General features: G+C 62.0%; 19 protein-coding genes and 1 riboswitch. Of the genes, 7 read left to right on the top strand and 12 right to left on the bottom strand.

Features of this window, described 5'->3' with window-relative positions; translation table 11 throughout:
- Positions 1-30 precede the first annotated feature (30 nt).
- The 4 genes from PSH94_RS02370 to PSH94_RS02355 form a co-directional block, all read right to left on the bottom strand.
- A complete protein-coding gene (locus tag PSH94_RS02370) occupies positions 31-639 on the bottom strand; it encodes a YqiA/YcfP family alpha/beta fold hydrolase (protein ID WP_305436329.1) in 609 nt (202 codons plus the stop codon).
- A gap of 110 nt (positions 640-749) precedes the next feature.
- Positions 750-1565, bottom strand: coding sequence for a 3',5'-cyclic-AMP phosphodiesterase (gene cpdA, locus PSH94_RS02365; RefSeq protein ID WP_305436327.1), 816 nt, complete (start codon positions 1563-1565; stop codon positions 750-752).
- A 97-nt stretch (positions 1566-1662) separates the two neighbouring features.
- Positions 1663-2112 carry a DUF1249 domain-containing protein gene (locus PSH94_RS02360; RefSeq protein ID WP_181080487.1) on the bottom strand — a complete coding sequence of 150 codons (450 nt, stop codon included), beginning with the start codon at positions 2110-2112 and terminating at the stop codon, positions 1663-1665.
- On the bottom strand, positions 2103-2720 hold the full coding sequence (locus PSH94_RS02355) for an NUDIX domain-containing protein (protein ID WP_305436325.1): 618 nt from the start codon (positions 2718-2720) through the stop codon (positions 2103-2105). The genes PSH94_RS02360 and PSH94_RS02355 overlap by 10 nt, the downstream gene beginning before the upstream one ends.
- Positions 2721-2913: 193 nt before the next feature.
- On the opposite strand from PSH94_RS02355, the gene PSH94_RS02350 reads away from it, so the two are divergent.
- Positions 2914-3660 carry an RsiV family protein gene (locus PSH94_RS02350; RefSeq protein ID WP_181080489.1) on the top strand — a complete coding sequence of 249 codons (747 nt, stop codon included), beginning with the start codon at positions 2914-2916 and terminating at the stop codon, positions 3658-3660.
- Here PSH94_RS02350 and cytX read toward each other — a convergent pair.
- Positions 3629-4918 carry a putative hydroxymethylpyrimidine transporter CytX gene (gene cytX / locus PSH94_RS02345; RefSeq protein ID WP_253510148.1) on the bottom strand — a complete coding sequence of 430 codons (1290 nt, stop codon included), beginning with the start codon at positions 4916-4918 and terminating at the stop codon, positions 3629-3631. The genes PSH94_RS02350 and cytX overlap by 32 nt on opposite strands.
- Before the next feature lie 124 nt (positions 4919-5042).
- Positions 5043-6947, bottom strand: coding sequence for a phosphomethylpyrimidine synthase ThiC (thiC, locus tag PSH94_RS02340; protein WP_181080491.1), 1905 nt, complete (start codon positions 6945-6947; stop codon positions 5043-5045).
- 148 nt (positions 6948-7095) lie between these two features.
- Positions 7096-7201, bottom strand: a riboswitch (TPP riboswitch).
- Positions 7202-7395: 194 nt separating this feature from the next.
- Here thiC and PSH94_RS02335 point away from each other — a divergent pair.
- Positions 7396-8835 carry a TolC family outer membrane protein gene (locus PSH94_RS02335; RefSeq protein ID WP_181080492.1) on the top strand — a complete coding sequence of 480 codons (1440 nt, stop codon included), beginning with the start codon at positions 7396-7398 and terminating at the stop codon, positions 8833-8835.
- A 342-nt stretch (positions 8836-9177) separates the two neighbouring features.
- On the opposite strand, the gene waaA is transcribed toward PSH94_RS02335, so the two are convergent.
- Together waaA and PSH94_RS02325 are read right to left on the bottom strand one after the other, a co-directional pair.
- On the bottom strand, positions 9178-10455 hold the full coding sequence (waaA, locus tag PSH94_RS02330) for a lipid IV(A) 3-deoxy-D-manno-octulosonic acid transferase (protein ID WP_181080417.1): 1278 nt from the start codon (positions 10453-10455) through the stop codon (positions 9178-9180).
- Between the two features lie 23 nt (positions 10456-10478).
- The gene (locus tag PSH94_RS02325; RefSeq protein ID WP_181080416.1) at positions 10479-11369 is read right to left on the bottom strand and encodes a LysR family transcriptional regulator; all 891 of its coding nucleotides are present in this window, start codon (positions 11367-11369) and stop codon (positions 10479-10481) included.
- Positions 11370-11471: 102 nt separating this feature from the next.
- Between PSH94_RS02325 and PSH94_RS02320 the strand changes: the two genes are divergently transcribed.
- The 4 genes from PSH94_RS02320 (at position 11472) to PSH94_RS02305 (ending at position 14877) form a co-directional block, all read left to right on the top strand.
- Positions 11472-11807, top strand: a complete 336-nt coding sequence (locus PSH94_RS02320; RefSeq protein WP_034095574.1) for a multidrug efflux SMR transporter — start codon at positions 11472-11474, stop codon at positions 11805-11807.
- A gap of 82 nt (positions 11808-11889) precedes the next feature.
- Positions 11890-13059, top strand: a complete 1170-nt coding sequence (locus tag PSH94_RS02315) for an FAD-binding oxidoreductase (RefSeq protein WP_305436321.1) — start codon at positions 11890-11892, stop codon at positions 13057-13059.
- Entirely contained in the window at positions 13056-13868 is an 813-nt protein-coding gene (locus PSH94_RS02310; protein ID WP_181080414.1) for an aldo/keto reductase, read from the top strand. Before PSH94_RS02315 ends, PSH94_RS02310 begins: the two co-directional genes overlap by 4 nt.
- Positions 13869-13908: 40 nt before the next feature.
- The gene (locus tag PSH94_RS02305; RefSeq protein ID WP_181080413.1) at positions 13909-14877 is read left to right on the top strand and encodes a metal ABC transporter ATPase; all 969 of its coding nucleotides are present in this window, start codon (positions 13909-13911) and stop codon (positions 14875-14877) included.
- Between the two features lie 56 nt (positions 14878-14933).
- Here PSH94_RS02305 and hldE read toward each other — a convergent pair whose 3' ends face one another.
- Together hldE and msbA are read right to left on the bottom strand one after the other, a co-directional pair.
- Positions 14934-16358, bottom strand: a complete 1425-nt coding sequence (hldE, locus tag PSH94_RS02300; protein ID WP_266245612.1) for a bifunctional D-glycero-beta-D-manno-heptose-7-phosphate kinase/D-glycero-beta-D-manno-heptose 1-phosphate adenylyltransferase HldE — start codon at positions 16356-16358, stop codon at positions 14934-14936.
- 111 nt (positions 16359-16469) lie between these two features.
- The gene (gene msbA / locus PSH94_RS02295; RefSeq protein WP_181080411.1) at positions 16470-18275 is read right to left on the bottom strand and encodes a lipid A export permease/ATP-binding protein MsbA; all 1806 of its coding nucleotides are present in this window, start codon (positions 18273-18275) and stop codon (positions 16470-16472) included.
- Positions 18276-18432: 157 nt separating this feature from the next.
- Between msbA and PSH94_RS02290 the strand changes: the two genes are divergently transcribed.
- Entirely contained in the window at positions 18433-20286 is a 1854-nt protein-coding gene (locus PSH94_RS02290) for a bifunctional O-antigen ligase/aminoglycoside phosphotransferase family protein (protein WP_266245610.1), read from the top strand.
- 52 nt (positions 20287-20338) lie between these two features.
- Here PSH94_RS02290 and PSH94_RS02285 read toward each other — a convergent pair whose 3' ends face one another.
- Entirely contained in the window at positions 20339-21220 is an 882-nt protein-coding gene (locus PSH94_RS02285; protein WP_181080409.1) for a glycosyltransferase, read from the bottom strand.
- Positions 21217-22365, bottom strand: coding sequence for a glycosyltransferase (locus tag PSH94_RS02280; protein WP_181080408.1), 1149 nt, complete (start codon positions 22363-22365; stop codon positions 21217-21219). Before PSH94_RS02280 ends, PSH94_RS02285 begins: the two co-directional genes overlap by 4 nt.
- Between the last annotated feature and the right edge of the window lie 68 nt (positions 22366-22433).

Below are 22433 nucleotides of genomic sequence, written 5' to 3'. Positions count from 1 at the left end.
TTAAAAAGTAACCTGCGATTGGCAAGGCGCTTACAGTGCCGAGAAATCGAAGGATTGATACTGATCTGCGCCAATGCCGGCAAAACCGAGCAACGCCGGCAGTTGCCGGGCAAACCCCTGGTAACCATGGTCGCCGCCCGCCTGGATGCGCAGGGCGCAGGCCCGGTAGTACTGCTGGGCTAGACGGTAATCCAGGGTTTCATCGCCGGTCTGCAACCACACCTGGTAACGCGTGGGGTCCTGGGGCGCGGGCAATTCCAGCTCAGCCAGCGCCGTTACATGATCGTGGGTCAGCTCCCAGGTTTCATCGGTATAGAGGTTCTTCTGGGTGCCCAGATAACCGTCGAACATTCGATGCGGGCTGACCGCCGGATTGACCAGCAGCGCCTTGAGGCCATGGCGTTCGGCAAGATGGGTTGCATAGTAGCCGCCGAGCGAGCTGCCGACCAGCAGTGGGCTGCCCAGTTCTGCGATGGCTGCCTCCAATTGAGGAATCGCCTGACGCGGGTGGTGATGCAGCGCCGGGACACGCAACCGGTCGGACAGGCCGAGGTTATCCATCACGGTTATCAACTGGCTGGCCTTGTTGGAGGCCGGCGCGCTGTTGAAACCGTGGATATACAGGATCGAAGCCGACATGCCGGGCTCTCCGTGCTTGCGCTAAAACGCGCAGTTTACAGGGATCGGGGCGGTGTGAGCACCCGATCATCCAACCACCTCCCACAGTTTCTGTTCAGTGTTTGCAGCCGTTAATAGCCGTTGCTGCCGTAATCGACGCTGAAGGCGAATCCCTTGACCCGCTCCACGCCGGTCTCCAACCGTCCGTCGGCCTGCAAACGCAACCAGCGATAGCCCGGTGCCTGTTCGCTGACCTTGAAATCCTCGCTATCGGGCGCGAATTGAATACACGTGGAAGGCGACGCCAGCAGGCGCACGCCGTTGCGCTCGCGATCGATTTCCTGATGCACATGACCCCAGAGCAGCGCCTTGACCTGGGGGAAGCGGTCCAGCACGGCGAACAACGCCTCGGGATTGCGCAGGCCGATGGGGTCCATCCATGCACAGCCGATCGACACCGGATGGTGGTGGAAGCACACCAGGTGATGACGGTTCGGTGCCTCGCTCAGGGCCTGAGCGAGCAATTGCAGCTGTTGGTCCTGCAGGTAGCCGGGCACGGAACCGGGAACGGCAGAGTCCAGCAGGGTAATGCGCCAGTTGCCAACATCCACCACCGGCTCGAGCAAATCGCTGTGCACGGCAGCCTGAACCATGATCTGCGGCTCGTCGTGGTTGCCGGGAATCCAGCGCGTGGGAGCGCCGATGCTCGCGGTCAGGGCACGAAACTGTTGATACGACTCCAGCGTACCGTCTTGGGACAAATCCCCCGTGGCCAGCACCAGGTCGATAGTCGGCTGCTGCTCGCGCACCAATTCAATCACCCGTTGCAGGCTCTGGCGGGTATTCATACGCAGCAGCGTCGTGTCGCCTTCGGCAAACAGGTGGCTGTCGGACAGTTGTACCAGCAACGCCGAAGCGTCGGGGCTCACGGTGGATACGCTCGGCAAGGCGCTCTCCCAAGGCAATCACAGGAATGGACGGTTGACGCGATTATGCTGGGCAGGCCACAAAGAGGAAACCTGGGGAAGCAGACACAGTTCACATCTATCGTACGACTTCGAACTCGTGCCCCAGGGCCAGGCAATGGCTCAACCACTCACCCAGGAACACATTGAGCTGGGCTTTTTCATCGGGCTGGTGCATGAACACGTTCGGGTAAGGATAGATGCTGCGAAAGCGCCGCGCATGTTCGGCGCTGATGACTTCGGCCATACGCGCGTCGTGGTACACCTGCACCTCCAGTTGCGGCACCGGCAACCACGGCAGGCTGTGCTCCTGGCGTATGCGCAGGGTGGTGGTGTACGGGCAGTTGACGATGACTTCCAGGGCCAGCACACCGAGCATCTGGTCACCATGGGTCACACCGATGCGCCGCGCCTCGGGGGCGTGGCGCATGTCGGGGAGCAAGCGCATCAGCCGCGCATAATTGGCCTCGCAGGCGGCTTGCAGCCCGATCAGGTCGACGCGATAACGTTCCCGTGCCTTTACTGCCATAACCCCCTCACTTGCGCGCGGTTAAGCGCTAGCCATTGCAGGGCGATAATGCTGGCTGCGTTGGAAATTTTGCCGTCGCGCACCGCTTGCAGGGCGTCTTCGAAGACCCAGGTGGTGACGCGGATGTCTTCTGCTTCTTCTTCCAGGCCGTGAACGCCGCCTGCGCCCGTGCTGTCGCAACGGCCCAGGTACAAGTGTACGAATTCGGTGCTGCCGCCGGGCGACGGGAAATACTTGGTGATCGGCCACAGCGCGGAGAAGGTCAGCCCAGCTTCCTCCTCGGCTTCGCGGTGCGCAACCTCCTCAGGTTGCTCATCCTTGTCGATCAGGCCGGCGACCATTTCGATCAGCCAGGGGTTGTCGGTACGGCCCATGGCCCCCACGCGAAACTGCTCGATCAACACCACTTCATCACGCTGCGGGTCGTAGGGCAGCACGCACACGGCGTCGTGACGGACGAAGACTTCGCGGTTGATCACCCGGCTCATGCCGCCGTCGAATTTCTCGTGGCGCAATTGCACGCGATCAAGCTTGTAGAAGCCTTTGTAGGCATTGTCGCGCTGCACGATTTCAATCGCTCTCGGCTTCGATTTTGCTGTGTCCGTCATATCCCTTCCTCGTTATGCCTGGGCAATTCGCGCCATCCTAACGCGCTCAAGCCCGTCGGCGCAGCCCCTTTCCGGTTGCCGGGATAGACGGCGAGCGTCAAACTCACTCTAATGAGCTTAGTGGCGAACTGACTGCCTTGCCGGGAGTCGAAGCTGCACAAATCTGGCTCTTATCGTTAGACGAAGGACATCCATGTCGCTTTTAAAGATTGCCTCCGTGGCCTGCATCGCATTGACCCTCGGTGCCTGCCAAAGCCTGTTTCAACCGAGCTATCGCACCCCGCTGGAAGCCACCCGCGACGCCACCGAGCAGAGCAGGCCGGGCTGCGCCAGCGCCGACTGCCCGCTGGTGAACATCGACACCGTGCACTTTGCCAAGGAGCCCAAGCTGGACGCCTTGATCGAGCAGCGCCTGCTGGAGATGACCCGCACCGCCCCGAACGAGCCGCTGCCCTCGAGCCTGGAAACCTATCGCGAGCAGTTTCTGAAGACCGCCGCGCCACGCAACAGCATGTACTTGCAGGCCAAGGTACGCGAGCAGCATGACGGCTTGGTGATTATCGAGTTGTCCAGCTATCTGGATCAGGGCGCCACCCATGGCGAGCCCGGCCGCGCATTCATCAACTATTCGCGTCAACAGCAAAAGGCCCTGTCGCTGGCCGACATGCTGCTGCCGGGCAAGGAAGACGCCTTCTGGAAAGCCGCCCAGGTCGCCCACAACAGCTGGCTGATCAGCACACGCTTGAGCCTGGAACAGGAGTTCGTGAAAACCTACCCCTTCCAGAAAACCCCGAACGTGGCGCTGACCTACGGCGGCGTGATCCTCAAGTACCCCACCTCTACCATCGCACCGTACGCCCTGGGCCACGTCGAGTTGCAGATCCCCTACTCGCGCCTGGATGGCATCCTCAAGCCTGAGCTGGTGCCTGCGCGCCGCTGAAAACGCGTGCGAAGATAAACTGCAGCACCCCTGCCAGCATCAGCGCCGGCAGGGTCGCGCCGACATCCGGGTAGAGGTTGGCCAGCAGGTGATAGGTGGCGATCCCGCCTACCCAGGCCAACAGCGCCGGCCAGCGCACGTTGCCGGGTACGCCCTGGCCACGACGGCGCAAGATAAAGTGATCCACCAGCACCACGCCGAACAGCGGCGCGAACACCGAACCGATCAACAGCAGGAAGTTCTGGTACTGCGCCAGCGGCGCCAGGCAGGCGATCAGGGTACAGATCACGCCAATAGCCAATGCCAGGTGCTCGACTTTCATGCGCAGCAATATCCCGCTGGACACCGCCGCCGAGTGAATATCGGCGAAGGCGTTCTCCGACTCGTCCAACAGGATCAGCAACAGCGGAATTCCCAAGCCGGCGCCGGCCAACGCCAGCAGCAGTGCATTTACCTCACCGCTCGGCGCAAACGCCAGGGTATAGGCCACGCCCAGGCTCATCAGCCAGAAATTACCGATAAAAAAGCCCAGTGCGGTGCCGCCGAATACGCTTTGGGCGCGTTTGCCGAAGCGCGAGTAATCGGCGATCAGCGGCAGCCAGGACAACGGCATGGCGATGGCGATATCGAACCCCACCGCAAAGGGCATCGACCCGTCGCCGGCCTGGGCCCAGAGTGCGCCGAGATCGGCCTTGGCGAACAGGTTCCAGGTCAGCCACAGGCAGGCCGCCAACAGCAACCAGATGCCCCACTTGCGCAGGATCTGCCGCACGAACGTCAGCGGCCCGCTGACCGCCAGCAAGGTGGCCAAACCACCGAAAAACAGCGTCCACAACCAGGGGCTGGCCATCAAGCTGCCCGCGCTGAACGCCCGCGCGCCCAACAGGCTGGCGGCATCACGCATCACGATGATTTCGAACGCGCCCCAGCCGACCAACTGCAGCAGGTTGAGCAGCGCCGGAAGGCCGGCGCCCTTGGCACCGAGGCTGAGCTTGAGGGCGGCCATGGCGGACAGGCCGGTGTCGCTGCCGATTACGCCGACGGCAGCCAGCAACATCACGCCAACCAGGGTGCCGAGGAAAATCGCCAGCAGTGCACCGGACAAGCCCAGGCCGGGCGCGAGCAATGCGCCGGTCTGCAGGACCATCAGGCCGATGCCGAGGGAGAACCACAGGGAAAACAGGTCGCGGGCGCCAAATACTCTTTTGTCAGCAGGCACTGCGAGGTCAGGAGAATAGGTACTCGGTTGAATGCTCAAGGTGGGTATCTCTTGGGGACTTTTTTGTTTGGGAGATTGCAATCGGGGGCAAGCCCCCTCCCACATTCAGGTGCGGGAGGGAGCTTGCCCCCGATGACGGCGGTACAGACACCGCCGTCTGCGGTCAGACCTTCTTGTACAACTGACTGCCTTCCTGCTTGAACCGCTCCGCCTGCTCCGCCAACCCTTTCGCCACATCCACATCCACCGCGTCGATGCGCTGGTTGGCCGCGTACTCACGCACCTCGTGGGTCACTTTCATCGAGCAGAATTTCGGCCCGCACATGGAGCAGAAGTGGGCAACCTTGGCCGACTCCTTGGGCAGCGTCTCGTCGTGGAAGGCGCGGGCGGTGTCCGGGTCCAGGCCGAGGTTGAACTGGTCCTCCCAGCGGAACTCGAAGCGCGCCTTGCTCAAGGCGTTGTCACGGATCTGCGCGCCCGGATGCCCCTTGGCCAGGTCGGCCGCGTGGGCGGCAATCTTGTAGGTAATGATGCCGGTCTTCACGTCATCCTTGTTCGGCAGGCCCAGGTGTTCCTTGGGCGTGACATAGCAGAGCATGGCGCAGCCGAACCAGCCGATCATCGCCGCACCGATGCCGGAGGTAATGTGGTCATAGCCCGGTGCAATGTCGGTGGTCAGCGGGCCAAGGGTATAGAACGGCGCCTCGTCGCAGCATTCGAGCTGCTTGTCCATGTTCTCCTTGATCAACTGCATAGGCACATGGCCGGGCCCTTCGATCATGGTTTGCACGTCGTGCTTCCAGGCGATCTTGGTCAGCTCGCCCAAGGTCTCTAACTCGCCGAACTGGGCCGCGTCGTTGGCGTCGGCCACCGAGCCGGGGCGCAGGCCATCGCCGAGGGAGAAACTCACGTCGTACGCCTTCATGATTTCGCAGATTTCTTCGAAATGGGTGTAGGCGAAGTTCTCCTTGTGATGGGCCAGGCACCACTTGGCCATGATCGCGCCTCCACGACTGACGATCCCGGTCACGCGATTGGCGGTCAGCGGCACATAGCGCAGTAACACGCCGGCGTGGATGGTGAAGTAGTCGACGCCCTGCTCGGCCTGTTCGATCAGGGTGTCACGGAACAACTCCCAGGTCAGGTCCTCGGCGACACCATCGACTTTCTCCAGGGCCTGGTAGATGGGTACGGTACCGATCGGCACCGGCGAGTTGCGGATGATCCATTCACGGGTTTCGTGAATGTGCTTGCCGGTGGACAGGTCCATGATGTTGTCCGAGCCCCAGCGAATGCCCCAGGTCATCTTCGCCACTTCTTCTTCGATGGACGACCCCAGGGCGCTGTTGCCGATATTGCCGTTGATTTTCACCAGGAAATTGCGGCCGATGATCATCGGCTCAAGCTCGGTGTGGTTGATGTTGGCGGGGATGATCGCGCGACCGCGGGCAACTTCTTCGCGTACGAACTCCGGGGTAATGATCTTTGGAATACTCGCGCCGAAACTGTGCCCGGCGTGCTGCTGCTTGAGCAGGCCGGTGGCGCGGGCTTCCTCCAGCTTCATGTTCTCGCGGATGGCGACGTATTCCATCTCCGGCGTGATGATGCCCTTGCGCGCATAGTGCATCTGCGAGACGTTCGCCCCGGCCTTGGCGCGGCGTGGGTTCTGCAGGTGCGCAAAGCGCAGGTGAGCAAGATCGGGATTATCCAGCCGCTCCTGGCCATAGCGGGAACTCAGGCAGGCCAGGCGCTCGGTGTCGCCGCGCGCTTCGATCCAAGGTGAGCGCACATCGGCCAGGCCCTTGCGCACATCAATGATGACGTTGGGGTCGGTGTAGGGACCGGACGTGTCGTAGACCACCACGGGCGCGTTGATTTCACCACCAAACTCGGTAGGCGTGACATCCAGGCTGATTTCACGCATCGGCACACGGATATCGGGGCGAGAGCCCTGCACATAAATCTTCTGTGAGCGGGTAAACGGCTGCACGGAACCGGAATCGACCTTGGCCGAATCACTCAAGTGCACGGTGTTTTTTGCTTTTTGGCTTTTTAATTCAGTGCTCATCACGGGCTCTCCAACTCTCCAGGCGGTGGATGTTTGTCGGAGCGAACCTGTGACGGATGGACGCACTGGAACCAGTGCTGTGCTTGGCGCACGAGGGCTGCTCGATGAACGAACAGCATCCCGGACGAAGCACAAGAGGACTCGCCGGGTGACGAGAAATCTTGTTCCCTACGCAGGCGCTAACCTGATCAGGTTCAACGGGATCCGGTATTTACCGATCTCAGCCTTCCAACAAGGCACCCCGACAAGAACGTCGCCAGTCTAGACCAGGGTGTGGGCAAATTGCCAATGGCGCTGCATTCAGCGTGATGAATGGCGTGAATGCAGGATTGTTGCGCCGGGTCAGCACCACTACACTCGGCTACTGCCCGAGGCTTGACGCTCTGAACCAGTCGCCGTAGCCTTGGCCATCGAATTATCACCATAATATTTATTCAGGGATCGCCTCATGCTGCGCAAACTCTCACTGGCCTTTGCCGTGTCTTGTGCGACCAACGGAATGGTCTGGGCAGCTGAAGCGCCCTTGTCCGCCAGAACCGACCTGGTCAGCGTTTATCAGGAAGCGGTGGATAACAACGCCGACCTGGCTGCCGCCCGCGCCCAGTACGGCGCGCAGAAAGAGGTGGTGCCACAGGCCCGCGCCGGCTTGCTGCCGAACCTCTCGGGCGGTGCCGATATCAACAATGTGCGCACCCAGATCGACACCCCGGCCGCCACCGCCAACCGCGATGCCCACTCCTGGCGCGCCACCCTCAGCCAGCCGCTGTTCCGCGCCGATCGCTGGTTCCAGCTGCAGGCTGCCGAAGCCACCAATGAACAGGCGGCCCTGCAACTGTCGGCCACCGAACAGAACATGATCCTGCAGAGCGCCGAGAACTATTTCGCCGTGCTGCGCGCCCAGGACAACCTGGCCTCGACCAAGGCCGAAGAGAACGCCTTCAAGCGCCAACTGGACCAGTCCAACGAACGCTTCGACGTGGGCCTGTCGGACAAGACCGACGTGCTGCAATCCCAGGCCAGCTACGACACCGCGCGAGCCAACCGAATCCTCGCGCAGCGCCAGGTGGAGGACGCATTTGAAGCGCTGATCACCCTGACCAACCGTCAGTACAACTCGATCCAGGGCATTGTCCACACGCTACCGGTGTTGCCGCCGCTGCCGAACGACGCCAAAGCCTGGGTCGAAACCGCCGGGCGCCAGAACCTCAACCTGCTGGCCAGCAACTATGCCGTCACCGCCGCCGAAGAAGTCCTCAAGCAGCGCAAGGCCGGCCACGCGCCGACCCTGGACGCGGTGGCGCAATATGAAAAAGGCGATAACGACGCCCTCGGTTTCAGCAACCCGAATGCCTTCGGCACGCCCTATCGCGGTGATGTGGAACAGCGCACCATCGGCCTGCGCCTGAATATCCCGATCTATAGCGGCGGCCTGACCAGCTCGCAGGTGCGCGAATCCTATTCGCGCCTGGGCCAGACCGAACAGCAACGCGAGGGCCTGCGCCGCCAGGTGGTGGAAAACACCCGCAACCTGCACCGTGCGGTAAACACCGATGTTGAGCAGGTACAGGCACGCCGCCAGTCGATCATCTCCAACCAGAGCGCGGTGGAAGCTACGGAAATCGGCTATCAGGTGGGCACCCGCAACATCGTCGACGTGCTCGACGCCCAGCGCCAGCTCTATGCTTCGGTGCGTAACTACAACAACAGCCGCTACGACTACATTCTCGACAACCTGCGCTTGAAGCAGGCCGCGGGCACGCTGAACCCAGGGGATCTACAGGACCTGGCGCGCTACCTCAAGGCTGACTACAACCCGGACCGCGACTTCCTGCCACCCGACCTGGCCAAAGCCGCCGCCGAACAGCTCAAGGCCCGCCCGAATAATTAATCACGCTGCTAAATCATGTGTGAGGGGCTTGATCATGTGGGAGGGGGCTTGCCCCTATGCCGGTCAGTTAAGGAGGAACACTGTAACTGTGGTGAGCGGGCTTGCCCCGCGTTGGGCTGCGCAGCAGCCCCAATAGGAGCGTCGCAGTATGCCAGGCAGCTCCGGGACTATGTTTTGGGGCTGCTTCGCAGCCCAACGCGGGGCAAGCCCGCTCGCCACAGGTTACTGGTTGCCCGTTCCGTCTCTTAACTGACTGGCATTGGGGCTTGCCCCCGTTAGCGCAAGACAGCCAACACTAGTTGATCTGGCAGATCGCCATCAAGGGCAAGCCTCCTTCTCACGTTAAATCGCGATCAATCGGCCCAGACCATCGAGCAGTCGCTCAAGCGCGCCCTGGTTGGCCTGCATCACCTTGAGCCCCGCCTGCGCCATCTTGCGCGCATCCTGCGGCAGTTCGAATAACTGTCGCACGGCTTCGGCCAACCCTTGGGCGTCATCCACTTCGCGTAACGCCCCGGCTTCGCGCATCATTGCGGTAATTTCGAGAAAGTTGAATACGTGCGGCCCCATGATCACCGGCAAGGCCAAGGCTGCCGGTTCCAATGGGTTATGACCGCCGGTCGCTACCAGGCTGCCGCCGACGAAGGCGCTGTCCGCCAGGGCATACAGAAACAACAGCTCGCCCATGGTGTCGCCCAGCAGCACCGAGGTCTGCGCCGTGACGGGCTCGCCGCTGGAGCGCCGAACCGTGGTAAAGCCTTGCTGCCGGCACAGATCGAACATCGGCCCGAAGCGTTCCTGATGGCGCGGCACCAGAATCAGCAACGCATTGGGGTAGCTGTCGAGAAGTTGGCGATGGGCCGCCAGCACCACTTCATCTTCGCCGGCGTGGGTGCTGGCGGCGATCCACACCGGCCGTTCAGTGGCGCCCCATTGCGCACGCAGCGCGGCGGCGCGGGCCGATAATTGCGGGTCGACGGTCAGGTCGAACTTGATCGAACCGGTCACCTCGACGGTTTCAGGGCGTGCGCCCAGGCTCAGGAAGCGCTGGGCTTCGGTCTGCGTTTGCACGGCCAACAGGCTCATCTGCGACAGCATCGGCGCGGTTAACTTGGCGAAGCGCCCGTAACCTTTGGCCGAGCGCGCCGACAGCCGCGCATTGGCCAGCGCCACCGGAATGCCGCGCCGGGCACAGGCGTGGATATGGTTGGGCCACAGCTCGGTCTCCATGATCACTGCCAGTTTCGGCTGCACGCGATCCAGAAAGCGCTTGGCCGCGCAGGGTAAGTCATACGGCAAATAGCAGTGCTGGATGCGCGGCTCGTTGGCGAACAGGGCCTGGATCCGCTCGGAACCGGTGGGCGTCATGCAGGTGAGCGTGATCGGCAGGTGTGGATAACGCGCCAGCAACCCACGGACCATCGGCGCGGCCGCGATGCTTTCGCCCACCGAGACGGCATGCACCCAGATCCCGCCCGGCTGCAACGTCGGCAAGCCATAGGAGAACCGTTCGCCCACGCGCTGGGCGTAAGCCGGCGCCTTGCGCGCGCGCAGCCACAGACGTAAGGCCACCAACGGCAGCGCCAGGTAAAACAGACAGGTGTAGAGAGTTCTATTCATGGCGGCGGAGTTTATCGACTTTTTCAGTCAATCGCCCGCAGACACTCGGCAAAACGCTCAGCGAGAAATCGCGCGGCAGGCCCCAGGGGCTCATCGCGCCGCCAGACCAACTCGACCACCAGTGCCGGTGGGGTCCATTCGCTGTCGAGTTCGACCATCAGGTTCTGGTAGGCGGGGTATTGCACCACGTGCCGAGGCAGCCAGGCCCAGCCCAGGCCACGGATCAGCCATTCGGCCAGCACGTAGAAGCTGTCGGCCCGCCAGACCTGCGGGCTGGCGGCTTCGCTGCCGGGATAGACACTGGTCTGGGTCGACATCAATAACTGGCGATATTGCGCCAGACCCTGGCAATCCACGCGGTTCTGCGCCGCCAGCGGATGCCGGCGCCCGCAGACCGTAACCATCTCCACACTGCCCACCACCCGACGCTCCAATGCTTCGGGAATTTGGTCGTGATAGAACAGCATGCCCAGGTCAGCCTTGCGCTCCACCAATTTGCGCGCGACATCGCCTTGGGCGGCGCTGGAAAGCTGCACTTCCAGATTGGGAAATTTCCCCGCCAGGGCGTCCAGGCTGTCGAGCACCGGCTGATACAGCATCGCCTCGTCCTGAGCCAGGCGCAGACAGGCTTCTTCGCCACGCATCAATGACAGGGCGCGTCCGCTGAGGCGTTCACACTGGCGCAAGACTTCGCGCGCCTCTTCGAGCAACACAGCGCCGGCTTCGGTCAGGCGCGGCTGGCGACCGCTGCTGCGTTCGAACAGGCTCACGCCCAAGTCAGCCTCCAACATTGCAATACCGTTGCTGACCGCCGACTGTGCCTTGCGCTGCCCGCGTGCCACCGCCGAAAACGAGCGCTGCTCGGCCACGCTGACAAACAGACGCATCTGCTCCAGATCCCATTGAACGCTCATACGCAACCTATCTCTTATACGGATAGGTAATGACTTTACCCCATCCAGGCAGCGGCTAAAATGCCGGCCTGATTGACCCGCCCTACGCCGAGGATTTCCCCTATGAACGCTGCCTATTGCTACCTGGCCATCGCCATCTGCTCGGAAGTGATCGCCACTGTTTCCATGAAAGCTATCAAGGGCTGGAGCACCCCGATCCCACTGCTGCTGGTGATCGTCGGCTACGGCGTAGCGTTCTGGATGCTCACCCTGGTGGTGCGCACAGTGCCGGTGGGCGTGGCCTATGCCGTGTGGGCCGGGATGGGGATCGTGATGGTCAGCGTTGCGGCACTGTTTATCTACGGGCAGAAGCTCGACCTGCCGGCGATGCTGGGCATGGGCTTGATTGTGCTGGGAGTGGTGGTGATTCAGTTGTTCTCCAAAACCGCAGGGCATTGAGCCGCGGCCAACGTGTCGCACTGATAACGGGGCACTGCGCGCTATACTACGCGCCCATTTCCAACGCAGAGGTCCCGCGCGCATGCCTATTTCCACCGACGTTCTGATTGTCGGCGCCGGGGTTGCCGGCCTCTGGCTCAACGCGCGCCTGCGCGGCCAGGGATTCGCCACGGTGCTGGTGGAGAGCGCCACCCTCGGTGGCGGACAAAGCGTCAAGTCCCAGGGGATCATTCACGGCGGCGCCAAGTATGCGTTGCACGGCGCCCTCACCGGCGCCTCCGAAGCCATCGCCGACATGCCGCGCCGCTGGCGCGAAGCCCTGGCCGGCGATGGCGAGCTGGACCTGTCCGGCGTGCGCGTGCTGTCCCAGGCCCACTACCTGTGGTCCCCCGGCACACTCGCCGGCAACCTCACCAGTTTCTTCGCCAGCAAGGCCGTACGTGGCCGGGTGGATCAGGTCAAGGGCGACGAGCTGCCGCCGGCTTTGCAAGACAAACGCTTCAAGGGCAAGGTCTACCGCCTGGCCGAACTGGTAGTGGACGTGCCCAGCGTCATCGAGCGCCTCGCGCAGCTGGCCGGTGACAGCCTGCTCGCCGGGCAGCACATTGAACCGCTGCTGGACGGCGACAGCCTGGTGGGCTTGAAAGTGGACGGCCGCGAGATTCGCGCCCAACGCATCGTGTTGAGCGCCGGCGCCGGCACCGCAGACTTGCTCAGCGCCCTGGGCCTGAGCCAGCCGGCCATGCAGAAGCGGGCGCTGCACATGATCCTCGCCAAAGGCCCCGGCCTGAAGCCGCTGTACGCTCACTGCCTGGGCGGTGGCACCAAGCCGCGCCTGACCATCACCACGCACCCGGCCGCCAATGGCGAATGGGTCTGGTACATGGGCGGCGACATCGCCGAAGCCGATGGCGTGGCGCGCACACCAGAGGCACAGATCGCCACTGCGCAGCAAGAGCTGGCACACCTGCTGCCCTGGATCGACATGAGCCAGACCCGCTGGGCCACCCTGCGTGTCGATCGCGCCGAGCCCCTGCAGTCGGGCCTGAGCCGCCCCGACAACGCCTTCCTCGCCGAGCAGGGCCGCCTGCTGGTGGGCTGGCCAACCAAACTGGCCCTGGCGCCGGACTTCGCCGATCGCGTGCTGCACAGCCTGGAACGCGACGGCATTCAGCCTGGCGCCACGCAACCGCTGCCGGAACTGCCCAAGCCCGTCCTCGGCGTGCCCGTCTGGGAGACCCTATTGCCATGAGCCTGCCTACCCTTCACGACCTGCATCGCCCGCTGGGCAGCACCGGCCTGCTCGTCTCGCCGCTGGGCCTGGGCACCGTCAAGCTGGGTCGCGACCAAGGGGTGAAATACCCCAATGGTTTCCAGATCCCCGCCGACGACGAGGCGCGCATGCTGCTGCGTCAGGCCCGGGAATTGGGCATCAACCTGATCGACACCGCACCAGCCTACGGCATGAGCGAAGAACGCCTGGGGCCGTTGTTGCGCGGCCAGCGTCAGGAGTGGGTGATCGTCAGCAAGGTGGGCGAAGAATTCGAGGCGGGCGTGTCGCGTCACGATTTCAGCGCCGCCCATACACGCCTGTCGATAGAACGTAGTTTGAAACGACTTGAAACGGATTTTATCGACCTGGTTTTGGTGCATTCGGACGGCAACGACTTGCACATCCTCAACGACTGCGAGGTGTACCAGACGCTGGCGCAGCTCAAGCACGAGGGCAAGATTCGCGGTTTCGGCTTCTCCGGCAAAACCGTCGAAGGCGGCGTGCAGGCTCTGGAACAGGGGGACTGCGCGATGGTTACCTACAATCTGAACGAACAGGCCGAGAAAGCCGTCATTGATTATGCGGCGGCCCACGGCAAAGGCATCCTGGTCAAAAAGGCCCTGGCCAGCGGCCATGTGTGCCTGGCGCCAGGAATGGATCCAATTCGCGCCAGTTTCACCTTGTTGTTTGCGCAACCGGGCGTCGCCAGTGCTATTGTCGGGACCATCAACCCGCTGCACCTGGCCCATAACGTGGCGACCGCTGCCCAGGTCATTCGTCAACTCTGATGCCGCCGACGCGGCGACGCCGTCGCAAGAAGGAGCCGACATGCCGCGCACGCTCATAAGAAAAAACCCCAGCAACTTCAAGACACTGCCGCTTCACGTCGAAGCCACACCCGAAGGTCTGAGCTACCAGAGCGTCGGCATGCCGCTCAACTTCGCCCAGACGCTGCAACGGCGCAAACCGGTGGAAGTGCCGGATGCCGAGCGCTTCGCCGTGGAACTGGCCAACCTCGGGGTGTCGGTGCGACTGACCCTCCATTGGCAAAACCGTGATTACTGGGTGCTGGTGCGCCAACGTCGCCAGGACCGTGGCGACGTGGTGCTCAAGCTGATTTCCGGCTACGTCCCCGCCCACGAATTGAACCTGCCGCTGCACACCGCCATTCAGGAAATCGCCGAGGAATGCCTGCTTGAGACCCCCGAAGGCTGGCTCGGCGGGCGCTTCAACGAGACGTGGCTGCCGGCACCCTACTCCACCGCCCTGCATTACCGCGAAGCCCTGCCGTTTCGCCTCAGCCCGCTGTCCGGCGCCGCGCGCCCGGTACGCTGCGCGACCACTCAGTTGATCGAGCGGCCGCGAGCCTACGTGCATTTGCCGACGGCCTCGCTGCAATTGATTTACGACCTGCGCCTGGAAGTCCCGAAGGAAGCCAAGTCCTTGAGCCTGTTCCACGTGGACGAGCGTCTGGAAGGCGACCAGTTGGTGGCACGCCTGGATCGCCAGCGCCCGGACCTGTACCTGATGCCGCTCAAGGACGGCCAGCCACTGGCCGAGTTGTATACGGTCAAGAAGGATCAGCTGTACCCGGCCAGCACACGGGGCCTGTACCTGGCGGAAAGCTTCGCCCAGCAGGAAGGCTGGGTGGTGCGTGAAGAGCGGATTCGCTGGAAGGACTGGCTGCGCCAACAGGGGCTGGCTGAGCCTGAGAAAGAATCGAAATTGAAGCGCTTGACCGGCCGAGCGCGGCAGATGCTGCGCAAGATCGTGCCGAAGAAGAAACGAGCCACCTGAACCAGGCGTGAGCCCTGGCAAGCAGGCCTGACAGCGATCAGGCCCGCTTACCAGCGTCACTCATTGTTGCGGATTTTTTCAACAATCGCCGTGGTCGAGCTGTTTTCGACCAGGCCCAGCACTTTGACCGTGCCGCCGTAGGCGCTGACGATATCGGCACCTACCACCTGGTCGACCGAGTAGTCTCCGCCTTTGACCAGCACATCCGGCTTGACCTGGGCCAACAGGTTTTCCGGGGTCCCCTCGGGAAAGCTGATGACCCAGTCCACCGCGCCCAGACCCGCCAGGACCGCCATGCGCCGGTCGACGCTGTTGATCGGGCGGCCTGGGCCTTTGAGGCGGCTGACCGAGGCATCGTCGTTGACCGCGACGATCAAGCGATCGCCTTGGGCGCGCGCCTGCTCCAGGTAAGTCACGTGGCCGGCATGCAGGATGTCGAAGCAACCGTTGGTGAACACGATGCTCTCGTTATGGGCACGGGCATCGTCAATCGCCAGCAGCAATTGCTCAAGGCTCAGCACACCACGTTCCGAGCCTTCGGAACGCTGGATGGCGCGGCGCAACTCAGGCGCACTGATCGCAGCGGTACCCAATTTTCCGACTACGATGCCCGCCGCCAGGTTGGCCAGTGCCACCGCGTGCGGCAGCTCTTCGCCGGCAGCAATGGAGGCGGCCAATGTGGAAATCACGGTATCGCCTGCGCCGGTGACATCGAACACTTCACGGGCCCGCGCCGGCAGGTGCATGGCCGGGTGGCCGGGGCGCAACAGCGTCATGCCGTGCTCGCCACGGGTGACCAGCAAGGCCCCCAGGTCCAGGTCAGCCATCAGCGCCGCACCTTTGCTGACCAGTTCGTGCTCATCGGCGCAACCGCCGACGATGGTTTCGAACTCGCTGAGGTTCGGCGTGATCAGGCTGGCGCCCCGGTAAATCGAGAAGTCCTTGCCCTTGGGATCGGCCAGCACCGGAATGCCCCTGGCCTTCGCGGCCTGGATCAGCATCTGATGGTTCTTCAATGCACCTTTGCCGTAGTCGGACAGCACCAGCACCTTGATGCCTTCAAGCAACTCGTCGACCTGGTCGCTGAGAGCCAGTGCATCGGTGGCGAAGGGTTCTTCGAAATCGATCCGCAGCAATTGCTGATGACGACTCATCACTCGCAATTTGACGATGGTGGGCTGATGGGCGATGCGCTGAAACAACGCGCGCACGCCGGCGCCGCGCAGGCTGTTGGCCAGACTGTCGGCGGCTTCGTCGTCGCCGGTCACGCCGACCAGGGAGGCCGGCGCGCCGAGCGCGGCGATATTGAGGGCGACGTTGGCAGCGCCGCCCGGGCGGTCTTCGATTTGCTCGACCTTGACGACCGGCACCGGCGCCTCAGGGGAAATCCGTGAGGTACCACCATGCCAGTAACGGTCGAGCATGACATCGCCGACCACCAAGACGGGGGCTTGATCGAATCGCGGCATGGACAACTTCATGGAGCAACCCACATACAAAATGAACAGGGGCGCGATATTAGCACAGGGTTACAGGAGGTTTGCGGGAGGGTTTTGCAATGTGGGAGCCGGTCGCCGGCTCCCACACAAGGTTCAGGTAATGTCGGCGGCAATCGGTGCATCCAGGCCCATGGCATGCAGGCGGGCGTAGTAGCCGTTCTGTGCCAGGAGTTCGCTGTGCGTACCGCGCTCGACAATCCGGCCGTCGTCCATCACCAGGATCAGGTCGGCCTTTTCGATGGTGGACAAGCGATGCGCGATCACCAGGGTGGTGCGGCCCTGCATGACCTTGTCCAGCGCCGCTTGAATGTGGCGCTCGGACTCGGTATCCAACGCCGAGGTGGCCTCGTCGAGGATCAGCAACGGCGCATTCTTGAGCAGCGCGCGGGCAATCGCCAGGCGTTGGCGCTGGCCGCCGGACAACAGCACACCGTTTTCGCCGACCTGGGTATCGAAACCCTTGGGCAACTGATCGATGAAGTCCTTGGCGTTGGCATCCGCCGCGGCGGCTTCGACGTCCGCGCGGGGGGCGCCGGCCAGGTCGCCGTAGGCGATGTTGTTGGTCACGGTATCGCTGAACAACGTCACGTGCTGGGTCACCTGGGCAATATGCTTGCGCAGGTTGAGCAGCTTGTAGTGTTCAATCTCGATACCGTCGAGCAGGATTTCGCCACTTTCATGGTGATAGAAACGCGGGATCAGACTGGCCAGGGTCGACTTGCCGCTGCCCGAGCGCCCCACCAGCGCGATCATCTGCCCAGGCTCGGCGGTAAAGCTGATGTCCTTGAGCACATGGCGTTCGGTGCCTGGGTAGGTGAAGTTCAGGTTGCGCACGTCGAGGCGCCCGCTGACCTTGTCGCGCTCGATCGTGCCGTGGTCGATTTCGACCTCTTCGTCCAGCTGTTCGAAAATGCTTTCGGCGCCCGCTACACCCTTCTGGATCGTCGAGCTGACTTCCGAGAGCTGGCGGATCGGCTTGGGCAACAGACCGGCCAGCGTGATGTAGGCCACCATGTCACCGGCCGATGCATCGCCACGAAGATAGAGGACCAGGAACATCAGCACCGCCATCGCGGTGTAGATCACCAGTTGCAGCGCCGGCGTGTAGATTGCCCCGGTGCGTGTCATGCGCAACTGTTTGTTGGTGTTGCTCTGGCTGGCCTTGAGGAAGCGTTTTTCTTCATACACTTCGCCGCCGAAGCTGCGCACCACGCGGTAGCCCTGGATGGTTTCCGAAGCCACGTGAGTCACATCGCCCATCGCCACCTGGATCTTCTTGCTCTGCTTGCGAAATTTCTTGCTCGCCGTGCTGACCATCACCGCAATCAACGGCAGGATGGCGATCATCACCAGCGTCAGGCGCCAGTTCATGAACAGCAGCGAGGCAAACAGGAAGATCACCGTCATGCCTTCACGGATCACAACCTTGATCGCATCGGTCGCAGCGCCCGTGACCATGGTCACGTTGAAGGTGATACGTGAAATCAGATGCCCGGAATTGTGATTGTCGAAATAGCGGTTGGGCAGCGTCAGCAGGTTATTGAACAACTGCACGCGCAGGTCGTGGACCAGGCCCAGGGAGACCTTGGCCAGCAGGTAGTTGCCCAGGAACGAACCCAGGCCCTGCCAGGCGGCGATCAGGATGATCAGCAAGGGCACGGCTTGCAGCAACTGCAGGTCGCGCAGGTACGGCACGCTGGGGAAAAGCACGGCCTCAGGGTTGGACAGGCCGTCGACAAAGTATTTGAGGATGTAACCCAGCATCGGCTGGGTCGACGCGAAAATCAGAAATCCGAGGATACTCAGCGCGAACAAGCCCGCGTAGGGCCTCACATAACTGAGCAGACGGAAGTATATTTTCAAGCTCGAAGGGCTTGCGCTCGGACTGGAATCGGTCATATCACGCGGCGTTTTAAAAAAGGAGGCTGACTTTAGCACAGCTTCTCTGTTGTACTTGCACCCGGCATGACCCAATGCCGGGCTGGCCACAACCAGCGACATTATAATGCCACTACCTTAAGATGGTCGGCTTTCTCTTTCTGGAATGGCTTTTTATATGCACTCCAATCGCCTCAGTTATGGCAAAAATCGCGTCTTCGACTTCCTGGTCCTCTGGATTCTGCCCATAGGCTTGTTGTTGCTTCTGAGTGCGCTGTTCTTTGTGACCAACCGCAATGTGCTGCACAAGTTCTACTACGGTCTTTTCAGCGCGCCGACCTTGCTGCTGCTGTGCCTGCGCCCCAGGGAAATCAAGGAGCTGTTGCGCGAGCCGCTGGCGATCGCGTTTCTGCTGTTTTCCGCCTGGGCGCTGATCAGTCTGCTTTGGAGCCCGGAGCACCATCCCGACACCGACTTGTTCAAGCGCCCCCTGCACACGTTCATGCTGTTCGCCGGTTGCGGGTTATTGCTGCATTACCGCCATGAACTGTTCAAGCCGATTTTCTTCAGTGCGGCGGTGATCGCATTGGTGGTGTGCGCATGCAACCTGGTGGTATTCATCCAGGCCTACGAGCCCGGGATGCGCATGATCGGCGGGCGTGGCGCTCTCGACAACCCATTGCTCAGCTCCCACGTATTCGGGTTTTTCTGCGTTTACTGGCTATATGTCTGCGTTACCACCCAACGCCTGCACGTGCTGTGGTTCAGCGTGCCCGCCCTGGCGATCATGACCGCCGCGGTCATCGCCACGGGCTCACGCACACCAATGGTGGCGTTGACCCTGAGCATCCTCTGGATAATCTTCATCAGCCGTAACCGCCGCGCTGCGCTGTTGATCATCGCACTGCTCGCTGGCGCGGCGGCGCTGCTGTTCTACCCCGAGATCATCACCACCCGTGGCAGCTCATTCCGCCTTGTGCTGTGGGACATGTCGCTCAAGCTCATCGCCGAACATCCCTGGATCGGCCACAGCTACGACTCCGAGCTGTACCTGACACTGGCCGACGGTTATCAACTGCGCGAGCCCCACAGCTTTGCCTTGGGCGTGCTGTATTACGTGGGCATCATCGGCTTTATCCCCTGGATCTTCATGCTCGGCTGGGGCCTGTACAAGAGTCTCAAGGAACGGGCGCAGCCGCTGTTCATCCTGGCATCATCGCTGCTCGCCTACGGCATCGGCGCCGGCCTGACCGAAGGCGGTGGGATTTTGTCGCGCCCCAAGGAGCACTGGTTCCTGTTGTGGATTCCATTGGCAATCATCGCCGGCCTGAGCATCGCCCAACGTCGTCGCAGCGTGCTGGACAGGTCGGCTCAGCCGCTCAAGCCAGAAGCGTTCGAGCAACTGTGCAGCGATGCCCATGTCATAGAAGCCGATGGCCTGGGCCCGAAAGTGCTGCGGTTGTCCGACGGGCGCTTCCTCAAGGTTTTCCGCCCGCGCCGCTGGTACACCTCGGGCAGCTTCAACCCCTACTCTGAACGATTTGCGAACAACGCCGAGCGCCTGCGCACCCTGGGTATCCCCACGCCGCAGATCCTTGCCCTGTATGGGATGCGTGATGGCAGCAGCGCGGTCGTTTACTCGCCGCTGCCTGGCCTGACCCTGCGCCAGGCCCTGCAAAGCCTGGACAGCAGCCTGCGCGAGTCACTGATCGAACGCTTTGGCCAGTTCATGGCCCAGCTGCATGAACGCGGTGTGTACTTCCGGTCGCTGCACCTGGGCAATGTGCTGCTGATGGATGACGGTGAGTTCGGCCTGATTGATATCGCCGACCTGCGCATCTTTCCGTCGCCGCTGCGCAACACCTTGCGCCAACGCAACCTGCGCCATATGCAGCGCTACCCGCAGGATCGCGCCTGGTTATTCGAGACCCACTTCGAACAGTTGGCCAAAGGTTATGCCTGCATTGCCAGCCAGGGCGCCACCAATAAGATCCGCGAGCAGGTCCTGGCGCTGGCCCATCCCGCCACCTGATAAAAAAGGCGACTATCACTGCTGATAGTCGCCTTTTTCACCGCCTGCCCGCTCAGTGCTTGAGCGGCAGCAGATACAACCTCACCAGGCCGCGCAAAGTCTTGCGCCCCCAGAACTTCAGCGGGATCTGCCTGAGGATTTCCTTCGCCAGTGGCCGATCACGGTCGGCTGTCTTGAGGAACATCGAGTTCAGGAAGTTGTAGCGCACCGCGTCATAGGCCGGGTGTTCGCTGAACTTGGCATAGGTCTTGAGAATGTTCTGAATCATGTAGCGGTGGTTTTTGTAGGTATTGCTCGCGTGCTGACGATAGCGAGCCATCACTTGGTCGAGGGCGTCGATGGTGTAGCCCGCCGCTGTGATTTTCAATTGGATCAGCAGGTCTTCCAGAGGAATCTGCGGGTCAAAACCTCCGACCTGCTCCAGCACTTCACGGCGAATCAGCATGGTCGGCGCCGGTGGGAAAGGCTTGCGATCCATGAAGATGTCATCGAAGTCGAGACGGCGAAATGGCACGTCGCGACGTTGTTTCTTCTCAGGGTGCAGATTACCGTCGCCGTCGATCAGCTCGATGTTGCCGGCGCACATCCCCACCGTTGGCTTGCCCTCCATGTACGCTACCTGGGTCGCGATACGATCGGGCAGCATGATGTCATCCGAACCGAACGGTGCGATCAGGCTCCCTTTCGCGCGCGCGATCGCACCATTGAGGGTGGCACTGAGCCCCTGATTCTGTTGCACCTGAAAGTCAAAACCGTGCTCGGCCTGCAAACGCCGGATACGCTCGACGCTGTCATCCTTGGAGCCGTCGTCCACCACCAGTAATTCGATATTGGGGTACGTTTGCCCCAGTACGCTGAGAATGCTTTCTTCGATATACCGGCCGTGGTTGTAGGACGCGATGATCACCGAGACCAAGGGTTGTGGCTGATTCATGCTCTACCTACTTCACGCAAACCGGTTTCAATCAGAGTCAGGTACTTGTGCTTGAATTCATCAAGCGTGTGGTTGGCTTGCAGGTAGCGGAACACCTCTTCACCCTTGGCACGCAACTGCTCATCGCTCAGCGCCAGATAGGTATCCAGGGCCGCGGCCAACTGTTCGACATTGCCGGGGTCATGGGACAGGCCACCCGCGCCCTGTACCAGGGGCAGCATCGCAGGGCCATTGGAGGCAATCACCGGCAAATGGCCGCTCATGCCTTCCAGCAGCGCCAGGCCCAGGCCTTCGAACAGCGATGGCATGGTCCAGATGTCGAAGCCGCGCACGTATTTCATGCCGTCTTCGCGAAAGCCCAGCAAGTGCGCGCGGCCGGTCAGCCCCAGGCGCTCGATGTCCGCACGCAGATCGGCTTCGGCACGACCGGAGCCGATGATTCCGACCTGCGCTTGAGGGTATTTGTCCTTGAGCGTGGCGAACGCTTGCAGCAAATGGGTGTGGCCTTTGATCGGCACCAGGCGGCCCAATGCGCCGATCATCCGCGCATCCATTGGCAGGCCCAAGGCCTTGCGGGCGTCCTCGCGGGACAACTGCAACGCTTCTGCCTGAGGAATGTCGATGGCGTTGGTCACGTAGGTGGTGTTTTCCCGCGTGAACCCGCAGTCGAGGCCGACCAGGTAGTCCTTCACCGCCTCCGACACACCGACAAAGCGCCAGGCCGGGCTGACCCAGCGCCGAGTCTGACGGCGACGATAACCGCGCGCGTATTCGCCAAAACCATGGGAGATGCCGATACACAGCGGGATCTTCAACCAGCGGTTGAGCGACAGCATCATGTTCACCGATTTAAAGCGGTTACAGATGACCACATCGAATTTCTGCTCGCGGCAGTACTTGTAGATCTGCCACATGGCGCCAAAGCGAATGCCCTTGAGGGACTTTTCCGGCAGCTCGAAATAATGTGAGTGCTCGGCGACGCTGAGGGGTTGGCCGGGCAGCGGGCGCCCGCTGAGAAAGCCGGATGTCACCTCGAACCGCTCAACCGGCAGCGATTTGACGATCTGCTCACCCAGGTCGGCGAAGTCATGGGTCTTGACGTTGTAGTCCGGCTGTAACTGCAAAACCTTGAAACGCGGCTTCATAACTCTCCATGCAGCGATCTGGCTACGGGCACACGGCCCGGTAAAAAGGAGCGACAGGCCCGGCCTGC

The sequence above is a fragment of the Pseudomonas sp. FP2254 genome, from assembly GCF_030687695.1.
GTDB lineage: Bacteria > Pseudomonadota > Gammaproteobacteria > Pseudomonadales > Pseudomonadaceae > Aquipseudomonas > Aquipseudomonas quebecensis.
This window is presented reverse-complemented; position numbering and strand designations above follow the sequence as displayed.